The following is an 18,229-nucleotide window of genomic DNA, read 5'->3' on the forward strand; positions in this document are numbered from 1 at the left end:
CCTTGAAAGTAAGTCAGACGAGTGACAGACGCCACGTCACAGCGCCGCTCGAGTGGCCTGGGCTCACTCGAGTGGCTTTCGCATCTCGACGTGTGGAATGCTGGCTTCCTCGAACTCTCCGCCGTGGCGCTCGTAGCCGAGGCTGCGATAGAAGTCGGCGGCTTGCGTCTGTGAGTGCAGTTTGAGGGTCACGAAACCGAGCGTCTCGGCACGGGCTTCCAGCGTCGCCATCAGCGCTCGGCCAACACCGGACCCACGTCGTGACGCACAGACGGCGACGCGTTCGACCTTTCCGACGCCGTCTGCGTATTCGCGAAGCCGTGCCGCACCGATTGGCTCGCCGCTGTCGTATGCGACGAAATGGGTCGCCGTCTCGTCGTATGCGTCGTATTCGTCGCTCTCGTCGACGCCCTGTTCCTCGACGAATACCTCGTGGCGGACCGAGAACGCGTCCTCGCGTTCCCGTTCGGTGTCGGCGACCTGTACCTCGAGTTCGTCCATCGCGAGCGGCTACGGCTGCCGGCGCTGAGAGCGTTACGGGACACGGCGCGTGGCCCTACCAATGTAGAGACAAAGAAAACGGAAATCGCGGTTTCGATGTTCTGGCGGTGAACCGCCAGCGGACGAGGACTCGCTTATGCGAGTTTCTCGATGTCGTCAGAACGCTCTGCGTTCTGACTGCTTGAAAAGCTCGCGTTATGCGAGCTTTTCGATGTCATCAGACACCAACGGAGTCTGATTGCTTGAAAAACTGGCTTTAAGCCAGTTTTTCAATGTTGTTGACGACTTCGTCTGCGAACTCGCTGGTGGCGAGCTTCTCGGCGTCCTCGAGGTTGCGCTCGAGGTCGTACGTGACCTTGCCGGAGGAGATGGTCTCCTCGACAGCGTCACGGACGAGGTCGGCGGCGTCGTCCCAGCCCATGTAATCGAACATCATGCGACCCGAGAGGATCATGGCGGTCGGGTTGACCTTGTCCTGACCCTCGTACTTGGGTGCGGAGCCGTGGACGGGCTCGGCCAGCAGGAGGCCGTCGCCGAAGTTGGAACCGGGGGCGATGCCGAGGCCACCGATCTGGGCACCACAGGCGTCGGACATGTAGTCCCCGTTCAGGTTCATCGTCGCGATGACGTCGTACTCGTCGGTGCGGGTGAGGATCTGCTGGAGCATGTTGTCGGCGATGCGGTCGTTGACGACAACTGCGTCCTCGGGTGCTTCGCCGTCGCGCTCCTCCCAGAGGGTGTCCTCGGTGATGACCTCGTCACCGTATTCCTCTTCTGCGACCTCGTAGCCCCAGTCGCGGAACTGACCTTCGGTGTACTTCATGATGTTACCCTTGTGGACGAGGGTAACGGTGTCACGGTCGTGCTCGAGCGCGTAGTCGATGGCGCGGCGAATCAGCCGCTTGGAGCCGAACTCCGTGATCGGCTTGACGCCGATGCCGACGGGGCCGTCGTGGATGACGTCGTCTGCGCCCATCTCGTCTTCGACGAACTCTTTGACCTGCTGGACCTCGTCGGTACCGGCTTCCCACTCGATGCCGGCGTAGACGTCTTCCGTGTTCTCACGGAAAGAGATCATGTCCATCTCCTCGGGTGCTTTGACGGGCGACGGGACGCCGTCGAGATAGTAGGTCGGGCGGACGTTCGCGTAGAGGTCGAGCTTCTTGCGCAGCGCGACGTTCAGCGAGCGGAAGCCAGCACCGACGGGCGTCGTCAGTGGGCCCTTGATGGCGACGCGGTGTTCCTTGATCGCCTCGACGGTCTCGGCGGGCAGGTTCTCGTCGTATTTCTCGCGCGCGGACTCGCCAGCGTAGAGGCGCATCCAGTTGATCTCGCGGCCAGTGGCGTCTGCGGCAGCCTCGAGCACTTTCTGTGCGGCAGGGCCGACGTCACTCCCAACACCGTCACCGTAGATGATCGGGATGATCGGGTTGTCCGGCACCTCGAGCTCGTCCTCGGCCCCTTCCTTCAGCGTAATCTGTTCCCCGTTCTCGGGGACTTCGATCTTGTCGTAGCTCATCTCGTCTGTACGGTTCGCCGACGGGGGTAAAAGGTCTACCATTTCCGTCTCCGACTGGCAAAAGCTGCCCGATTCTCGCCGATCGCTGTTCTCCTGAAACTGCCGAAAACGGCCGTTTGAGCCGTCGAAGCTCCTGAAATAGGATGTTAAATAATGTAAGATTATATTGAATTAAGTATATAAAAGTATGGAAAATTGGAGCAATTGCTTGGATAGTTCGTTTGGTGAGCGGGTCTCCAGCGGTGGGCGCTCGGTGGCTGGACCTCGCTCTATCGGCTGCGAAACGCTGACCGATAACACCGTACTGATACGGACTCCCGTCAGTGGGTTCCGGCGCACCCGCCACCCGTCCTGCGGGTGCGCCGACAAATCAGTACAGCAGATCGTATGACAGCACGGCCCGTCGCGTCGACCCGAGAAAGAAGAGAGCGATGACTGTCGCTTCGCAACCGCTCGAGTGATCCGCCGGGAGCGTTCGTGCCTGGTTGCGGTCCCGTGGCGACAGCCGTGGGCTTGAGCCGATATCTGTGACGGCCTGCTCGGTTCGTGGCGTCTCTCACGCCATCGTACTCGAGACGTGCATCCGGTATAACCCGTGGCGACCGTTTCGTGAAGCGGCAGGGTATTATCCCGTATTACTTCCGTAACAGTCGGGCGCACCGTCGTTCGCTCACCACTCGCGTCCGGACAGTGACCAACCGGCTCCGCAACGCGGTCGCAGCGCCATCCAGCGAGGAGACGGAACCTCTTTTTGTCGACCGAACCAACCCCGGTGCATGGCCGAATCCGAGGTCGACCTCGAGTCAGAGCAGTACGAGAAACACCGCGAGGCGGGCGAGATCCTCGCGCAGGTACGCGAGGAAGCAGCCGACCGCGTCGAGGTTGGCGCGAGCCAACTCGAGGTCGCCGAGTGGGCCGAAGACCGGATTCGGGAACTCGGCGGCCAGCCCGCCTTTCCCGTCAACATCTCCGTCGACGAGGAGGCTGCCCACGCGACGCCGTCGATCGGTGACGAGACGACCTTCGGTGAAGAGATGGTCAACTTAGATATCGGCGTCCACGTCGATGGCTGGCTGGCCGACACCGCCATCACCGTCGACCTGTCGGGCACTCCCGAACTCGCGGAGGCGTCCGAACAGGCGCTCGAGGCCGCGCTCGAAATCGTCGAGCCGGGCGTCGACACCGGCGACATCGGCGCGGAGATCGAGGACGTGATCGACGGCTACGGCTACAATCCCGTCGTCAACCTCACGGGCCACGGCCTGGGCCACTGGGAACAACACACCAGTCCGAACATCCCCAATCGAGCCGTCTCGCAGGGCACGACGCTCGAGGTCGGCGACGTCGTCGCAATTGAACCGTTCGCAACCGACGGCGGCGGCAAGGTCACGGAGGGCGCAAGCGAGGAGATCTTCTCGCTCCAGCGCGAGAGCACGGTTCGCAACCGGCAGGCCCGCGACGCGCTCGAACAGATCACCGAGGAGTTCCGGACGCTACCGTTCGCGACGCGTTGGCTCGAGACGGATCGCCCGGAGATGGCGCTGCGCCGACTCAAGCGCAACGACATCGTTCACGGCTACCCCGTTCTCAAGGAAGACGACGGCTACCTCGTCAGTCAGAAAGAACACACGATCATCATCACTGAGGACGGCTGTGAAGTAACGACGGCACGATAGTCATCAGCGATCGGGATCGGTAATATAGGATTAGCCGAGAGACAGCGTGGAAGAAGTGACGGACACGGGTGACCGGATAACGGGCGCTGGTGTTCGAACCGCAGGGCCGGTCAAGCGTTGTTCATCCGTTGGCTAGTGCGGTTGCCACACCGTTGACACTCGGCCACGCGGTACGGTTCGCGAGAGAACTGTGCGTTCTCTTTCTTGAGGCTCTCGGTACGGATCTGAACGGACACCTCGTGGAGAGTTTCGAGATCGCATTCGTCGCAGTGCTCGGTCATCCCGTTAAAGGAATCGTCAGTCGTTGCCATTGTCACATTAGCTGTCGTAGCATTACCTTAAACCCCTGCTTCATTTTGCGGCGTGCAACGCAAAAATCGCAAGACGGCGTTAATCTCGCCGAAAAAACGCCACAGAGTGTTCGCTACTGTTTACGAGTGATTCGCGTTCCTTCAAGACGCAGTTGTAATCTACTATGACTCCTATCTTGGTGTATCGGACTGATTGATGCGGGTGTTCGAACTGAAATCCTTTACCGGAGCCCCGAGAGAGCATCAGTATGGAGCAGGTGTTCGCACCGTGGCGTATCGAGTGGATCAGACGCGAGGACAAGAACGCAGAGATCGAAGGCTGTGTCTTCTGTGAACTCCCCGAACAGGAGGCCGACCGAGAGAACCTGATCGTTGCACGAAGTGATCACGCCTTCGTCATGTTGAACAACTATCCGTACAACCCAGGTCACACGATGGTAATCCCCCACACACATACCGGTGAGTATGGGGTGCTTGAAGACGAGATTCTCCTCGATCATGCCCGCTTGAAACAGCGAACCTTCGATGCGCTCGAGACTGCACTCGAGCCAGACGGGTTCAATGCCGGCTTGAACCTCGGAAACGGGGCTGGTGGCTCGATCGACGACCATCTGCACACTCACGTCGTCCCACGCTGGCAGGGCGACACCAATTTCATGCCAGTGCTGAGCGACACCACGGTGATCGTCGAAGCGCTTGAGGAAACGTACGATCACGTTCGCGATGCGTTTGCCGCTCAGAATGGCGCGACCGTTCCGGGCGAGGATCGTGCCGTCGAGATCGAGTAGCAGACGCTGCAGGTGAGATTTTCTGATCGTGTGGACGGCCCGTCTCGGGTGTGCTCCTCTCGGACACCAGTCAGTACACACTCGAGCGAGCCACTGTAATTGTGTCTCATACTGCTGGACAGAACGACGTGACGGTCGGTCGCGCTGCTGCGGCCGTCACCGGTGGAGACGGCCGCGAATCCACGACCGACGTCGTATTGACTGCTGTCCGATAGTATCAATATCAGGCTACACAACACATTTCGTCTTGCATTTCTAAAGCGAACGCAGATGGACGGAAGTTCGTTTCGCGAAGCATTGTACGACGTTTTTATCGATACCGAGGCCGATGTCGAATCCCGGATCACTCGTGCTCTCGATATCGGAACGGAGTATTTCGATCTCCCCTTCGGGTTTCTCACGTCGATCGAAGACGGGACACAGACGGTCGTCTACGCGACAGGCTCGCACGAACTGCTTCAGCCGGGCGAAAGCTGCCCGCTCGAGGATGCCTACTGCCGTCGAACGATCGAGATGGACGTTCCGCTTGCCGTCCAGCAGGCGGCGACAGCGCCGGTTCCCGACGCCGCGATCGAGACCTTCGATCTGGGAACGTACATCGGCAGCAAGGTCGTCGTCGACGGCGATCTCTACGGAACGGTCTGTTTCGCGTCGACTGACGACCGTGACACGCCCTTTACCGAAGCCGAAGAGACGTTCCTTGAACTGGTCGCCAAACTGATCGGCAATGCACTCGAGCGCGAGGCCCACCAACGCGAACTCCGGAAGCGAAACGAACGCCTGCAGCGAGAAAAGCGCCGGTTCGAAGGGATCGCCGAAACGAGTTTCGACATCCTGTTCCGAGTCGATCTCGAGGGGGAGTTTACGTACGTTTCGTCGGCCGTCGAACGCGTGTTGGGCTACGAGCCCGCGGACTTGGTTGGACGACACATCACCGACGTTATCGCAGCGTCGTCGACCGAAACAGCGATGTCGGCGTACTCGGAGGTGCTCGCGGGAACGACGGTCGAAACCCTCGAGTTGACGTTCGTCGATACCAGCGGCGATCGTGTCCCACTGGCGGTCAACGCCACACCGATCACCGAGAACGGCGATGTTGTCGGTGTTCAAGGCGTCGGACGCGACATCTCTGCCCGGAAAGAGCGTGAACGGGAACTACGAATCAAGAACCGTGCGATGGATGAGGCACGTCTCGGTATTTCGATCGCCGATGCTCGACAGCCCGACGAGCCGCTCGTCTACGTCAACCGCGGATTTGAGCAGGTGACTGGCTACGATGCTGCCGACGCGCTCGGGCAAAACTGCCGCTTTCTACAGGGCGATGCGACCGATGCTGCGGCCGTCGACCTCCTCCGCGAACGGATCGATGCAGCCGAACCGGTTTCGACCGAGCTCCTCAACTATCAGGCAAACGGGACGCCGTTCTGGAATCAGGTCCGAATCACGCCCATCGAAAACGACGACGGTACCGTGACTCACTACCTCGGGTTCCAGACGGATATCACCGAGCGAAAGCGGACTGAACAGCTCGTTCGATTGCTCAACCGGGTGCTTCGGCACAACCTGCGAAACGACATGAACGTCCTCCTGGGATTGGGAACCCGCCTCGAGACCGAGGCCGATCCCGACGTCACTGCACTCGGTGACCAGCTATCGACGACTGCCCAGGACCTGATCGAACTGAGCGAGCAAGCGCGGACGCTGGAACGGGTTTCGCGGCGCGAACGCGATCCACAGCGTCTCGAGACCGACTCGCTCCTGACGACCGTTGCCGACGACTATCGACAGCAGCTCGCCGGCGCGACGGTTGACGTGACCGTTCGAACCGATCGCCAACTCTGTGGTGGCCCCGAACTCGAGCAAGCGGTTTCTGAACTCGTCGAAAACGCGCTCAAACACAACCCCTCGTCCGAGCCGTGGGTCGAGATTTCGGCGAGAGACGACGGTGAGTGGATCGAACTGACAGTCGAAGACGACGGTCCCGGTATCGACGCGATGGAGACCGCTGTGATCGCCAACGGAACAGAGGAGGCGCTCGAACACGGATCAGGGCTCGGACTCTGGATCGTCAACTGGATCGTCACGCGCTACGGTGGCTCGTTTCAGATCCGTGCGAACGAGGGGTCGAGTGGTTCCATCGCTACGATTCGGCTCCCGGCGATCACGCCGGACGAATCGATCGAGACGGTTCAACGGCGGCCGACGGTCCTGTTTCGGTGAGCGTCGCTCCGTTTACACCGGCATTCCGAACGCGTACATCGTCTCGTGGGCCGTCACCTCGAGGTCGACGAAGTCGCCAGGCTCGAGTCCGTGTTCGCTTGCGTTTTGGACGATGAGCTGTCGGTAGGCCGAATCGCGACACTTGACGGAGTCGGCGGTCCCCTCCTCGACGACGAGACAGTCATCGCGCCGTTCGCCAACCATGTCCGCGTAGGCGTCGGCGACGAGGTCGCGTTTGAGCTCGCTCATCTCCTTCGAGCGTTCCTTCTTGACCGTCCCGCCCAGCCCTTTCATCTCGGCGGCGTCGGTACCCGGTCGCTTCGAGAAGCGCGTGACGTTGATCTTCTCCGGGCGCGTCTCCCGCAGCAGGGCCATCGACTGTGCGTGGTCGTGGTCGGTCTCGGTGGGGAAGCCGACGATGAAGTCCGTCGACAGCGTCCAGTAATCAAGCGCCGCGTCGAAGGTGTCGACGACCTCGAGATACTCTGCGACCTGATGCTGGCGGCGCATATCGCCAAGGACGTCGTCGCTGCCGGACTGGACCGGCGCGTGCAGGAAGTCGTAGAGTTCGTCGTGCTCGGTGAAGACGTCGGCGAGTTCCTCGCGGATGCCGTGGACGCCTTTCGGGTTAGCCATCCCCACGCGGACCCGGAAGTCGCCATCGATGGCGCAGATTTCCTCGAGCAAGCGGTGAAGCTTGCGTTCGCCCTCGTCCCAGCCGTAGACACCGGTGTCCTGACCGGTGATCCGGATCTCTTTTGCGCCGGCGTGGATCAGCGCGCGGGCCTTTGCGACGTTTTCCTCGATCGGCGGTGAGTCGATCTTGCCGGTGGCCTTCTTGGTAATACAGTACGAGCAGTCGGACATACAGCCCCGTGCGATCGGGAGGATGCCGACGACGCCATCGAGGATCGGTTCGGCGTCGGGGGTCGTCGTCGGACACTCGCCGTTGGTGACGGCTTCGGGCACCTCGTCCCAGTGGAGGACCTGGCCGTCGATGTCGGCCTGGGCGAACTCCTCGCCCTGTGCGAGGGCCATACAGCCGGTGATGAAGAGATCGGCCGTCTCGTCGGCCAGCTCCTCGGCCCGTCGGAGCATGTTTCGCTCGGTCTTTTCGACGACGGTGCAGGTGTTGAGGATCGCGACATCGGCCTCGTCCGGTCCGTCGACCCGGTAGTGACCCGCATCGCGGAGCCGTCGCTCGATCTCACGGCTCTCTCCGCGATTCGACGTACACCCATACGTTTCGATGTGATACCGGGCCATCCGTTTCGTCCAACTGTCGGGGACCGGACGGCAAAAGCCCGACGGATCGGGTTCGCTTGTAGCTGCTCCGATCCGTCGGTTAGTCGTCGAAGCCTCGAGACGCGCGTCGGTTCGAGGAACCGCTCCGATAGACCACATAGAGGAGCAAGACCGCGATGAGGAAGTCGAAGCCGTGCTCCATGAGGTGATGGACCGTCATCGGGGTGACTCCGAGGACGGTTCCAAGTCCGATCACCGAACGGACGACGAGGATTCCCAGCACGGCCGTGATCAGGACGTAGCGGGCCGACCGCCGCTGCGAGTACGCGACGAGACCGATGACGAACAATGCCGTCGTTCCGATGACGGCGAGGATGATGACGGCGACGAGGATGGGCGCGAGTTGCGGATCGAGCCACTCGTCGGTAAACGACAGCGCGAGCACCATGTGATCGACATCTGAACTGGGAGTGGCAGCAACCTATTCCCTTTGGTCCGTTCGTGAAAAGCCGTGAGGAAGTATCGAAGCGATTAGTCGACCGTTTCGACGACGGCTCACGTGGACGTTTCAGACTCTAAACGCCGTAAGACGGCGGTTCTCGGCGAGTGAGAACGCGGTGAACCCGTTATATGCCCCCCACCGCTAGGCACGGATACGACCCCTCTGGGGGAGATAGCGACATGACAGACACGCGAGATGAGATTTGCGCCCACGTCCAGGCCAACGCTGGCGTTCACTTCAATGAACTCGTCAGGGAATCGGCGTTCGCGCCGGGACAGATCCAGTATCACATCCGCCGACTGCTCGAGGACGACCGCCTCGTCCGGGAAGAGTGGTACGGCCGGACCCACTACTATCCGCCGAAGTACGACGCGTGGGAGCGAAGCGCGCTGGCGCTGTTCCGTCGCGAAACCGCCCGCGAGATCGTCACGCATCTGATCGAACACGAACCCGCTGCACCCGCCGACATCGCCGACGACCTCGGGATCGCCCGGAGTACGCTCGAGTACCACCTCGACCGGCTGGTCGAGCACGAAATCGTCGACAAGCGCTACGACGAGCGCAATCGCGTCGTCCTCGAGCTCGCAAACCCCGACGCGACCGGCCAGTTGTTGTCGACGGTGACGCCGACGGTGCCCGATCGACTCGTCGATCGGTTTACGCGGCTCGTCGACGAGTTGCTCGCAGGGAGCGAGTCACACTCCTGATACGGACTACTGTAAGTCATTTCCGGTGCAACCGCGACCCGCACTGCGGTTGCACCGGTACATCGGTACAGCAGACCGTATGACGGGCCACCCCGTCACTGGACTCCCTGTGCCCCCTCGAGTTCGTTGTAGTTGTCGTTGACCACGTTCAGCGTCGCGATCAGCGCGCCGAGAACGACGGGGCCGTAGAACAGTCCCATGACGCCAAACGCATAGACGCCGCCGAGGACGCCGAGGATAATCACGGCGGGATTGAGATCGGCGTAGCGATCGACGAGAATCGGCCGGAGGTAGTCGTCGGAGAGGCCGACGATGATCGTACTGTAGACGAGGAGTGCCACCGCAAGCACCGGTTCGTTCGTCAGGAACAGAAAGCCCACAGCCGGCCCCCACACGAGAAACGAGCCGATCAGCGGGATCAACGAGAGGACGATCATGACCACCGTCCAGAACGCAGCGTTCGGAATTCCGGTCGCGAGCAGTCCCAGTCCGGCGAGCGTTCCCTGGATGATCGCGATCAGGACGTGGCCAACGAGGACGGCCCACATCACTGCGTCCAGTTCCCGATAGAAATCGTCCTGAACGTCGTCCGGCAGCGGCGTCAACTCCCTGATCCAGGCCAACAGTGCGTTCCCGTCTTTGAGTAGGTAGTACAGCAGAAAGATCGCGACGCCGAGCCCGACGGCGGTGTGGGTCAGTGCGCTAAACCACGTGGTCGACTGCTCGAGGACCGTGGTACCGATCCCCTGGGCGGAGTCGGTGATCGTTGCGGTCAGGTCGACGCTCATGCCGGTTTGCTCCTCGATACGTCGCTCGAGGTCGGAGGTTCCGACCGATCCCGTATCGGCGTTTTCGACGAGCCGTCGGGCATCGCTGGCGACCAGTGCGATGAGGATGACCAGCGGGACGACGACGCCCGCAACCGTCGCGGCGACGAGTCCGAAGGCGGCGATCGGCGGTGAAATCCCGCCCCGTCTCTCGAGGACGGTCTGGACCGGCGAGAGGATGTATGCCACGAGGACAGCGCCGAGAATGTACTGGAAGAAGGGAAGCGCAAGTAACAACGAGAGATACGCAAAGAGGACGACGACAGCTAGCAGAAATCCCTTGCTAAGATTCACGGGCGTTCTTTCCAGTGTCAGCGAAATAAAACCACGTCTTGAACGTATCGCCAGTCGAGACTGTCGTCACGAAACGTCACACGCCTTCAAGGGCTTGGTTGGTGAAGTCGTACCTGAATGTCGACGCAGCTCGATCCCCTCTCGCTCTCGGCCGATCTCCTCTATACAGTCAAGACCGAGGGTGACGCGGACCCGTTGCGGGAACGCCTCGCGGCGCTCGAGCGGTCGCACTTGGATCGGGCACTGACCGGTCGCGAGGGAAAACTCGCGTTCTGGCTCAACTGTTATAACGCGTACGCCCAGCTCCTCCTCGAGGAGGAGGCCGACGACGACCTGTTCGACGGCGGGTTGCTCGACGAGTGGAAGTTCTTCGCACGCGATCAGATCCCGATCAGCGGCGTCTGGCTGAGTCTCAATGACATCGAGCACGGCCTGCTCCGGAGTTCGAAACTGCCGTGGGGGATGGGCTATCTACCGCGACTGTTTCCCTCGCCGTTCGAACGGCAGTTCCGCCTCGGGGAGTGTGATCCACGGATCCACTTCGCGCTGAGTCACGGGGCCGACCACTGTCCGCCGATCGCGGTCTACTCGCCCCGTGACGTCGACGAGGAACTGGACATCGCCATCGAGTGGTTCTTAGAGGAAAACGTCTCCTACGATCCCGACGACGTGACGGCGACGGTACCGCGACTCTTCCGCCAGTATCGGGGCGATTTCGGGGGAACGAGCGGTATCGTTTCGTTCCTTCGAGAGTACAACGCCGTGCCGACTGACACCACGCCGTCGCTCGAGTACGAGCGCATCGACTGGTCGGCCGACCTCGACGTCGACCTCGACGGGAACGACCTTCGGCGGTAATCCCGTCGGCCGTCTCGTACGGTCTGCTACCACTATGTCCCGGCGTACCCGCATGACGGGTCGCGGGTGCGCCGGAACCCACTGGGAGGTGTCCGTTTCAGTCGCGTCGCTGGATGGTCGCTGTCGGCGCGTTTCGCATGACGCCACGAGCGGCGCGTTCGGCGTTGAACCGCGAGGCGTAGCCTTCGCCGCTGTCGGCGATGATGTTGCCGTTCCAGTGGACGAGTCGCCAGCGCCACTCGCCCGCCGCATCCTCGTAGACCTCGAACCGGCTGGCTCGCTCGGTACCGTTCGTCGGCTCGGCGTCCGTCGCGTCGCCCTCGTCGCGATCGGTGATCCGAACACTCGAGCCGTCGGGGTCGTCCCACTCGAGGTTCAGCGTCAGGTCGGCAACCGGCGGGTCGCTGTCGGACTCGCTTATCGCCTCGATGCCGGCGACGACACGGTCGGGAATCGTGAGCCTGACTGTCTGGCCGTCGTCGGAGAGGGTAACCGGCCGTCCCGACTCGGCAGCGGCCGTCAACTCGCGGAGGAGTTCCGCGACGTCCGTGCGGTCGTATGCACGCTCGAGGGAGAAGCGATCATCTGTGTCTAATTCGTCCGATCGATTAGCACCGTCCGCTGTGTCGGTCATAGCGGGGCTTCGTGGCGCTGTGTGTTAGTGGTTGGTCCTCGCTGTCGTCGGCCGAGTTCGATCGGCTCTCCTGCCGGTGTGTTTTTGTCGCCGCGCTGTCTTCGCTCGCTCGTGACTGCACGCGACTGGACCGCCGACCGAGAGTCCGTATTCGACCGCGACGCGTTCACGTGTCGCCACTGCGAGACCGTCGGCGACGACGCGACGACGATTCGACTCCATCCTGTCGGTGACGTGCCGCGCGAGGGGACCGTTCACGAAAGCGCACTCGTCACCGTCTGTGCGGACTGTCTCGATATGCTCGAGACACCCTCAGCGGCGACCGCCGTCACCGCCGAGACGCTGTTTCACCGCGTCCGCGAGACGACTCGACTACAGGGGGCGTCGATTTCGGACGTCGCTACCTTCGCGTCCCTATCGACGTCACTGCCCGCGACCCTCGAGTCCGCCCGCGACGACGGGACTGAAGCCGACAGCGACGACGCGATGTCGGACTACCGCTGCACCCGGCGCGACGTCCTGCTTTCGATGGCGGTCGTCGATGCCCACCTCGAGGAACTCGCTGTCCTCGAATCGGCCGTCGATTCCGATGTTCGGCCGTCGCTCGAAGCGTTCACCGAGACAGCAGCAACTCTCCAGTCGGGGCTCATCGAGACTGTCGAGCTGAGCGAGACAGTCGTCGCGGGTCTCGAACGCTGCCACGGCTGTTTCGACTCGCTCGAGGGAAAGACGTGTTCGACCTGTGGACTCGAGGCTCGGGAGACGGCCGACTGGCGCCACACCAGTGGATCGATCGCGTTCGATCAACTCTTCGGCACGATCAACGAGACGCTGCAGGACGCCTCCGAGACGACCGACACACTGACCGATCGGACGACGGCACTCGCAGAGCGGTTGACCGCGTAGTCCGCAGTTGACCGCCTAGAGGTTCCGGGCCGCCTCGAGTGTGATATCGATCGCGCGACCGACGTTGTTCTTGGCCTTGTCGGGGAGTTCGTCGTCCTCGGTGTCGGTCCCCTTCTGGGTGCCTTCGACGAGGTTGCCGTCGACGGTACAGATCGCGCCGGCGCGCAGCCCCTTTCGGCGAGCCAGCGAGAAGACGGCGGCGGCTTCCATCTCGACGGCGAGCAGGCCGGCGTCCTCCCAGTCGGCGACGGTATCGCCGGTTTCGGCGTAGAAGGCGTCGTCGGAGGTAACGGGGCCGACGTGGACGTCCTCGTCGTTCGCTTGTGCTGCGTCGACCAGTGCCGACAGCGCGTCGTAGTCCGGCACGGCTGGGTACTCGACGGCCTCGTAGCGCTTCGTGGTGCCTTCGTTTTTCGCCGCGCCGGTCGCGACGACCATGTCGCCGATTTCGATGTCCGACTGAAGCGCCCCCGTGGTGCCGACCCGGAGGAACGTCTCGACGCCGACGTTGGCGAGTTCTTCGATGGCGATCGCGGCCGAGGGACAGCCGATCCCCGTCGAGCAGATCGTCAGCTCTCGGTCCTCGTAGGTGGCGTTGACGATCTTGTACTCGCGGTTTTCGGCGATCGTCTCGGCGTCGTCACAGTGATCAGCGATGCGGTCGACCCGCCCGGGATCGCCCGGGATAAGCGCGATATCCGTCAGCTCTCCCTCGTCGACCAGCAGATGGGGCTGTGTCATACCGGTGGCTTCCGTCGGTACTGAGAAAAAAGGTTCGTCGTGCCGGGTTTCGATGCCACCCCGGAATCCCTTGCCGGTGTGCGTCCAGCGGATCGCTTACCGAGTCGGACACACGTCGATACGGTCGGGTCGGATCGTGACGACGGCGTCGTCGACCTCGAACTCGACTGTTCCTGTCGGCCGCTCGGCACCACGATTCGTATCGGCGAAGAGGCTATCGAGCGCATCCGGCTCGATGTAGTCGTACAGCCGTGTACTGGTCGCAGTCACATCGTTACCGAAGTACTGGGCCAGTGCCATTGCAGCGGCGATACTCGGCGGCTCGTCGGCGTCTCGTTCGTACTGGATGTGCCGTCTGGGGCTACATCCGTTGGACTCGGTTACCCTTCCTTTCGTCATGTCTCTCAGTCACGAGATCGTGACCGTCTCACTCGAGTGGCCAACGTCCCTGGGTATATAACTACCGTCAGACGGCACCCGGTGAGAACCACCCGATGGCAGCCGATTACGGTGAGCCCGCCGATATCAAAAAGCATTACGTACCTATCAGCACGTGAGAACGTCTTCGACGGCTTCGGCCGTCGGGGCGCTCCGCGCGCCGTCACGACTCGCAGTCAGTGATCCGCAGGCGTTTCCGTAGGCGAGTGCGCGGTCGATCCCGTCGCCCGCCAGCCAGGTCGCGAGAAAGCCCGCGGCGAAGGCATCGCCCGCACCGGCGGTATCGACTGGCTCGACGTCGAACCCGGCGTGGACGTGCGACCCTGCCGGGGTGTACGCTTCTGCACCGTCGGCACCACAGGTGACGACGATGATCCGATCGTCGGCCAGTGGTGCCGTCGACTCGTCTGCGAACAGCGCCGTCGCCTCTCGGTCGGTCACGAAGACGACATCTGCGAGTGCGAGCGCGTCGTCGTAGTCCCGGTCGGCGAGTCGGCGGCCGGGATCGAAGCTGACCGAACCCCCGGCTTCGCTGGCGATACGTGCGATCGCCGCGGCAGTGTCGGGCCGCTGGCCGGTCAGATGCACGTGGTCGGCCGCCCGGATCCGGGCCGGCTCGAGGTCAGCGGGCGTGACGGCCTCGTTGACACCGTCGTTGCCCAGAATCGCGACCTCGCCGTCTTCGTCGACCAACAGGTACTTGACGGCCGTCTCGGCGTCGTCGATCACGCGAACGCCCGCCACGGAGACGCCCGCGGCCTCGAGTTCCCGGCGGGCGAGCAGGCCGTTGTCGTCGTCGCCGACGCTGCCGATCAGCTCGGTCTCGACGCCCAACGTGGCGAGTGCGGCGGCGACGTTGGCGGCACTGCCGCCGCCGGCTTGGCGCTGTGAGCGGATCGCGGCCTCGCCGTCGGGTTCGGGAAGCCTGTCGACACGAAGGGTCACGTCCCAGTTGACGTGTCCGGCTACGAGAACCGATACCGAAGACATTCGATGCCAGTGGGAGGACGGGAGCCGCCGATAAAAATCTAGTGTCGGTGATCAGTATCGTCCCGGCCGTGACTGATCTCCGGCGTACCCGTATGGCGGGTCGTGGGGGCGTGGAACGCAGTGACAGCAGGCCGTATCAGCCCACCGTGAACAACAGCGCATTGTGAACGGCCGGACCGAGGCCGACCGCGGCGACCAGCGCGAGGAGCGTCCGAGCCTGTCGGGGCCGGTCTGCGACGTATTCCCGGAACAGCCCAAGGATGACCATCGCGAGGCCGACCTTGACGAGGACGAACAACCACCCAGAACCGATGTGCTCGGCGGTCGGCAGCGAGCCCCCGGTCTCGAGGATCAGCAACGAGAGAGGGACGTTTTCGCTGGCCCCGAGGATGTCGTACCCCACTGCGGTCGTGACGCCGTCTAACGTGTGGCCGAAGACGACAAGCGCCCCGGTCATGCCCGTCGTCGCCGCGACGTCGGTAAACCAGAGGCTGAGCACGAGCCATGCGAGCGCGGTGACGATGCCGGCGACGATGACGGAAACGACGGGCCAGAACGGCTCGAAGGTCCCCAGCTCGATGCTCTGGAAGATCGCGAACATCGCGAAGACGGTGAAAAACGCCGTTCCGGAGATCCCGACGAACCGCACGATCGTCGGCTGGAGGCCACCGACGTGGAGGAAGATCGCGATAACCCAGGCGAGTCCCGCGATAACCGCGGTCACCGCATAAACCATCGGCGCACTGAACAGGGGTGCGATGTCCGCCGGAAACGCATCCAGCTTGTAGAGGACGTGCAAACTCGAGCCGAACATCATCCAGGGTGCAAACGCGATCACCGTCCGATCGGTCACCGGCGGCTCGAGCGCCCACAGCAGCGCGATGACGCCCCCCAGGATCACGAGGACTGGAACCAGCAGATACCATGGTGGGACGACAAACCCCTCGGGTACTACCATAGCCAGGTGTTGCTCACAGCAGTAACTAACACTTTCCGATTATCGAAGACCCATGAAAGGAACAGTTGTCATCGCCGCTGACCGTCGCTACACGTCCGATCGCAGGCAGTCGCGATCGAGTGTTCTCGGACTGGTGTTCGCCAGTCTTCTAGAGTACCAACTGAAACGATTTACACATGGATCGCACAGCAGTCGTGCGATCGGGTGTGCAGTGACGTTCAGTGGCTACTATAGTCGTTCCACGGATCGTCGGTCAACTCGCCGAACAGTTCCCGCATGAGCGTCACGATGCTTTCGGGTGGAAATTGGCCGCGTTCGGTTACGATCGCGTCGACGTACCGGGGCGGTGTAACGTCGAAGGCGGGATTCTCGACAGTTAGGCCGCTGTCGGTCGCTGCGAACTCGTCATCGTCGCCGGTCGTCTCCGGCTCGAGGTCCTCGCCGATGATCGCCGCACGCTCCTCGTCGGCGAGTAGTTCGCGTTCCGACCGCATCTCGATCTCGACCGTGTGGCCGGTCATCGTATCCGGATGGAGTTTGATCGTCTGGGCTGCGACCATCACCGGAACACCCCGCTCGCGGGCGTTGACCGCCAGCCCGCTCGTGCCGATCTTGTTGATCACGCTCCCGTCGGCCGCGATGCTGTCAGCCCCGACGAGGACGTGGTCCGTCCGGTCGAGATATCGCCGGGCTGCGTTGTCAGCGATCAGCGTCACCGGCACGTCCCACTCGCGCAACTGTCTGGCCGTGATATGGCCCTGCTTGCGCGGGCGGGTCTCCTTGACGATCGCCTCGAGCTCTTTGCCCGCCTCGAGGGCGGCCTCGAGACACGCGAGTGCGTCTGTCGAGTGACAGTGTGTCATCACGGTGTCGCCGTCCTGAAGCCGGTGTGCGCCGATCTCGCCGAGGCGATCCTGGGCCTGTGCGAGGTCGCGCTGGAAGCGTTCGGCGCGAGCGATCGTCGACGAACGCAGGTCGGCGACGGTGTCGCCGTCCATCCCACGAAGGACGTAGCGAAGGGCGTTCGGGAGGCTGACCGCGGTTGGTCGCGTCTCGTAGAGCGTCTCCGCGGCGGCGTGGAGTCCCCGCTCGAACGCCGTGGGGGTGTCGGCCGTGGAGCGTTCGGCCTGCGTTGCGAGGGCCTCGGCTGCCGCGTCGGCGATCGCCGCGGCGCCGCGAATCCGCATCGCGGTGATGTCGTCGGCGGTGGACTCGACGGCCGGTACGACGCCGGGTTCGGCACCTTCCATGAGGGATGGTTGCACACCGGTCATGAAAAGTGACCGGGCGGGTTTTTGCCCGTCCGGCGAGTCCACACCCGTATGAATCGTAGCGACCTCGCCCCCCTGATCGATCACACCGTCCTCGGCCCCGAGACGACGCCCGACGACGTACGGACGGTCCTCAATGAGGCACAGGAGTACGGAATGAACGCCTGTATCCCCCCGTACGCGGTCGGACTGGCAGCCGAGTACGCACCCGACGTGACGCTCGCGACGGTCGTCGGCTTCCCCCACGGCCACCACGACTCCGACGTGAAACGGGAGGAAGGCGTGACGGCGTGGCGAGCCGGTGCCGACGAACTCGACGTCGTATGCAATGTCGGCCGGCTAAAATCTGGCGCGGACGACGCGGTTCGCGACGAACTCGCGGAACTGGTCGCTGCCGTGCCGATCCCCGTGAAGGTGATCATCGAAACCGCGCTCCTGTCCGACGACGAGAAACGCCGGGCCTGCGAGGCCGCCGCGGCGGCTGACGCGGCGATGGTCAAGACCTCGACCGGCTTCGCCGACGACGGCGCCACGACCGACGACGTCGCCCTCATGAGCGAGTATCTTCCCGTGAAAGCCAGCGGTGGTATCGGCAGTTACGACGAAGCCGTCGCGATGCTCGAGGCCGGTGCCGACCGGATCGGGGCCTCCAGCGGCGTGGCGATTCTTAACGGCACACCGGAGTGATACTGCCGGACAACAGCCCGTAACCACACCCGATCGTGTTCCGAGTACGATCGAACCGTTTCGTCCGGCAGTATCATACGGACTCCTGTCAGTCAGTGCCGGCGCACCTGAAAGACGGGTCGCGGGTGCGCCGGCAACTCGATATAGCAGACCGTC

At 62.8% G+C, this 18,229-nt stretch carries 19 protein-coding genes; 7 read left to right on the top strand and 12 right to left on the bottom strand.

The genetic code is table 11. The annotated features are described in order from the left end of the window. Positions 1-63: 63 nt before the first annotated feature. Both E2L06_RS02030 and icd read right to left on the bottom strand, forming a co-directional pair. Entirely contained in the window at positions 64-501 is a 438-nt protein-coding gene (locus tag E2L06_RS02030; protein ID WP_138778122.1) for a GNAT family N-acetyltransferase, read from the bottom strand. Positions 502-757: 256 nt separating this feature from the next. Further along, positions 758-2,020 carry an isocitrate dehydrogenase (NADP(+)) gene (gene icd / locus E2L06_RS02035; RefSeq protein WP_138778124.1) on the bottom strand — a complete coding sequence of 421 codons (1,263 nt, stop codon included), beginning with the start codon at positions 2,018-2,020 and terminating at the stop codon, positions 758-760. A 776-nt stretch (positions 2,021-2,796) separates the two neighbouring features. Between icd and map the strand changes: the two genes are divergently transcribed. Next, positions 2,797-3,696 carry a type II methionyl aminopeptidase gene (map, locus tag E2L06_RS02040; protein WP_138778126.1) on the top strand — a complete coding sequence of 300 codons (900 nt, stop codon included), beginning with the start codon at positions 2,797-2,799 and terminating at the stop codon, positions 3,694-3,696. Between the two features lie 110 nt (positions 3,697-3,806). Here the strand turns inward: map and E2L06_RS02045 are convergent, their stop codons facing one another. Then, positions 3,807-4,007: a hypothetical protein gene (locus tag E2L06_RS02045; protein ID WP_138778128.1), complete on the bottom strand. Its 201-nt coding sequence runs from the start codon at positions 4,005-4,007 to the stop codon at positions 3,807-3,809. 248 nt (positions 4,008-4,255) lie between these two features. On the opposite strand from E2L06_RS02045, the gene E2L06_RS02050 reads away from it, so the two are divergent. Together E2L06_RS02050 and E2L06_RS02055 are read left to right on the top strand one after the other, a co-directional pair. Further along, the gene (locus E2L06_RS02050; RefSeq protein WP_138778130.1) at positions 4,256-4,795 is read left to right on the top strand and encodes an HIT domain-containing protein; all 540 of its coding nucleotides are present in this window, start codon (positions 4,256-4,258) and stop codon (positions 4,793-4,795) included. 270 nt (positions 4,796-5,065) lie between these two features. Beyond that, on the top strand, positions 5,066-7,015 hold the full coding sequence (locus E2L06_RS02055) for a PAS domain S-box protein (protein WP_138778132.1): 1,950 nt from the start codon (positions 5,066-5,068) through the stop codon (positions 7,013-7,015). A gap of 12 nt (positions 7,016-7,027) precedes the next feature. On the opposite strand, the gene E2L06_RS02060 is transcribed toward E2L06_RS02055, so the two are convergent. Together E2L06_RS02060 and E2L06_RS02065 are read right to left on the bottom strand one after the other, a co-directional pair. Then, the gene (locus E2L06_RS02060) at positions 7,028-8,281 is read right to left on the bottom strand and encodes a tRNA (N(6)-L-threonylcarbamoyladenosine(37)-C(2))-methylthiotransferase (protein WP_138778134.1); all 1,254 of its coding nucleotides are present in this window, start codon (positions 8,279-8,281) and stop codon (positions 7,028-7,030) included. 79 nt (positions 8,282-8,360) lie between these two features. Continuing rightward, positions 8,361-8,708: a hypothetical protein gene (locus E2L06_RS02065; protein ID WP_138778136.1), complete on the bottom strand. Its 348-nt coding sequence runs from the start codon at positions 8,706-8,708 to the stop codon at positions 8,361-8,363. 233 nt (positions 8,709-8,941) lie between these two features. Here E2L06_RS02065 and E2L06_RS02070 point away from each other — a divergent pair, with 233 nt between their 5' ends. Further along, positions 8,942-9,469: a helix-turn-helix domain-containing protein gene (locus E2L06_RS02070; protein WP_138778138.1), complete on the top strand. Its 528-nt coding sequence runs from the start codon at positions 8,942-8,944 to the stop codon at positions 9,467-9,469. A gap of 95 nt (positions 9,470-9,564) precedes the next feature. Here E2L06_RS02070 and E2L06_RS02075 read toward each other — a convergent pair whose 3' ends face one another. Next, positions 9,565-10,590 carry an AI-2E family transporter gene (locus tag E2L06_RS02075; protein WP_138778140.1) on the bottom strand — a complete coding sequence of 342 codons (1,026 nt, stop codon included), beginning with the start codon at positions 10,588-10,590 and terminating at the stop codon, positions 9,565-9,567. Between the two features lie 117 nt (positions 10,591-10,707). On the opposite strand from E2L06_RS02075, the gene E2L06_RS02080 reads away from it, so the two are divergent. Then, on the top strand, positions 10,708-11,448 hold the full coding sequence (locus E2L06_RS02080; RefSeq protein ID WP_138778141.1) for a DUF547 domain-containing protein: 741 nt from the start codon (positions 10,708-10,710) through the stop codon (positions 11,446-11,448). Positions 11,449-11,545: 97 nt separating this feature from the next. On the opposite strand, the gene E2L06_RS02085 is transcribed toward E2L06_RS02080, so the two are convergent. Continuing rightward, entirely contained in the window at positions 11,546-12,082 is a 537-nt protein-coding gene (locus E2L06_RS02085; RefSeq protein WP_138778143.1) for an amphi-Trp domain-containing protein, read from the bottom strand. A 111-nt stretch (positions 12,083-12,193) separates the two neighbouring features. On the opposite strand from E2L06_RS02085, the gene E2L06_RS02090 reads away from it, so the two are divergent. Beyond that, the gene (locus tag E2L06_RS02090) at positions 12,194-12,988 is read left to right on the top strand and encodes an HNH endonuclease (RefSeq protein ID WP_138778145.1); all 795 of its coding nucleotides are present in this window, start codon (positions 12,194-12,196) and stop codon (positions 12,986-12,988) included. 15 nt (positions 12,989-13,003) lie between these two features. Here E2L06_RS02090 and E2L06_RS02095 read toward each other — a convergent pair whose 3' ends face one another. From E2L06_RS02095 to E2L06_RS02115, 5 genes are all read right to left on the bottom strand, one after another. Beyond that, positions 13,004-13,729 carry a nucleoside phosphorylase gene (locus E2L06_RS02095; protein WP_138778147.1) on the bottom strand — a complete coding sequence of 242 codons (726 nt, stop codon included), beginning with the start codon at positions 13,727-13,729 and terminating at the stop codon, positions 13,004-13,006. Between the two features lie 96 nt (positions 13,730-13,825). Next, entirely contained in the window at positions 13,826-14,128 is a 303-nt protein-coding gene (locus tag E2L06_RS02100; RefSeq protein WP_138778149.1) for a HalOD1 output domain-containing protein, read from the bottom strand. Positions 14,129-14,275: 147 nt separating this feature from the next. Beyond that, on the bottom strand, positions 14,276-15,157 hold the full coding sequence (locus E2L06_RS02105; protein ID WP_138778151.1) for a carbohydrate kinase family protein: 882 nt from the start codon (positions 15,155-15,157) through the stop codon (positions 14,276-14,278). 136 nt (positions 15,158-15,293) lie between these two features. Next, on the bottom strand, positions 15,294-16,115 hold the full coding sequence (locus E2L06_RS02110) for a DUF63 family protein (protein WP_138778153.1): 822 nt from the start codon (positions 16,113-16,115) through the stop codon (positions 15,294-15,296). 218 nt (positions 16,116-16,333) lie between these two features. After that, positions 16,334-17,365: a ribose 1,5-bisphosphate isomerase gene (locus E2L06_RS02115; RefSeq protein WP_138778155.1), complete on the bottom strand. Its 1,032-nt coding sequence runs from the start codon at positions 17,363-17,365 to the stop codon at positions 16,334-16,336. A gap of 72 nt (positions 17,366-17,437) precedes the next feature. On the opposite strand from E2L06_RS02115, the gene deoC reads away from it, so the two are divergent. Next, positions 17,438-18,073, top strand: coding sequence for a deoxyribose-phosphate aldolase (gene deoC / locus E2L06_RS02120; protein WP_138778157.1), 636 nt, complete (start codon positions 17,438-17,440; stop codon positions 18,071-18,073). The last annotated feature ends 156 nt before the right edge of the window (positions 18,074-18,229 follow it).

The sequence above is a fragment of the Haloterrigena sp. H1 genome, assembly GCF_005938085.1.
Taxonomy (GTDB): Archaea; Halobacteriota; Halobacteria; order Halobacteriales; family Natrialbaceae; genus Natrinema.

What these genes read in the sequence shown, in the direction of transcription:
- E2L06_RS02030 (WP_138778122.1), bottom strand. Translation starts at nt 501, where the DNA reads ATGGACGAACTCGAGGTACAGGTCGCCGACACCGAACGGGAACGCGAG.
- icd (WP_138778124.1), bottom strand. Translation starts at nt 2,020, where the DNA reads ATGAGCTACGACAAGATCGAAGTCCCCGAGAACGGGGAACAGATTACG.
- map (WP_138778126.1), top strand. Translation starts at nt 2,797, where the DNA reads ATGGCCGAATCCGAGGTCGACCTCGAGTCAGAGCAGTACGAGAAACAC.
- E2L06_RS02045 (WP_138778128.1), bottom strand. Translation starts at nt 4,007, where the DNA reads ATGGCAACGACTGACGATTCCTTTAACGGGATGACCGAGCACTGCGAC.
- E2L06_RS02050 (WP_138778130.1), top strand. Translation starts at nt 4,256, where the DNA reads ATGGAGCAGGTGTTCGCACCGTGGCGTATCGAGTGGATCAGACGCGAG.
- E2L06_RS02055 (WP_138778132.1), top strand. Translation starts at nt 5,066, where the DNA reads ATGGACGGAAGTTCGTTTCGCGAAGCATTGTACGACGTTTTTATCGAT.
- E2L06_RS02060 (WP_138778134.1), bottom strand. Translation starts at nt 8,281, where the DNA reads ATGGCCCGGTATCACATCGAAACGTATGGGTGTACGTCGAATCGCGGA.
- E2L06_RS02065 (WP_138778136.1), bottom strand. Translation starts at nt 8,708, where the DNA reads ATGGTGCTCGCGCTGTCGTTTACCGACGAGTGGCTCGATCCGCAACTC.
- E2L06_RS02070 (WP_138778138.1), top strand. Translation starts at nt 8,942, where the DNA reads ATGACAGACACGCGAGATGAGATTTGCGCCCACGTCCAGGCCAACGCT.
- E2L06_RS02080 (WP_138778141.1), top strand. Translation starts at nt 10,708, where the DNA reads ATGTCGACGCAGCTCGATCCCCTCTCGCTCTCGGCCGATCTCCTCTAT.
- E2L06_RS02085 (WP_138778143.1), bottom strand. Translation starts at nt 12,082, where the DNA reads ATGACCGACACAGCGGACGGTGCTAATCGATCGGACGAATTAGACACA.
- E2L06_RS02095 (WP_138778147.1), bottom strand. Translation starts at nt 13,729, where the DNA reads ATGACACAGCCCCATCTGCTGGTCGACGAGGGAGAGCTGACGGATATC.
- E2L06_RS02100 (WP_138778149.1), bottom strand. Translation starts at nt 14,128, where the DNA reads ATGACGAAAGGAAGGGTAACCGAGTCCAACGGATGTAGCCCCAGACGG.
- E2L06_RS02105 (WP_138778151.1), bottom strand. Translation starts at nt 15,157, where the DNA reads ATGTCTTCGGTATCGGTTCTCGTAGCCGGACACGTCAACTGGGACGTG.
- E2L06_RS02110 (WP_138778153.1), bottom strand. Translation starts at nt 16,115, where the DNA reads ATGGTAGTACCCGAGGGGTTTGTCGTCCCACCATGGTATCTGCTGGTT.
- E2L06_RS02115 (WP_138778155.1), bottom strand. Translation starts at nt 17,365, where the DNA reads ATGGAAGGTGCCGAACCCGGCGTCGTACCGGCCGTCGAGTCCACCGCC.
- deoC (WP_138778157.1), top strand. Translation starts at nt 17,438, where the DNA reads ATGAATCGTAGCGACCTCGCCCCCCTGATCGATCACACCGTCCTCGGC.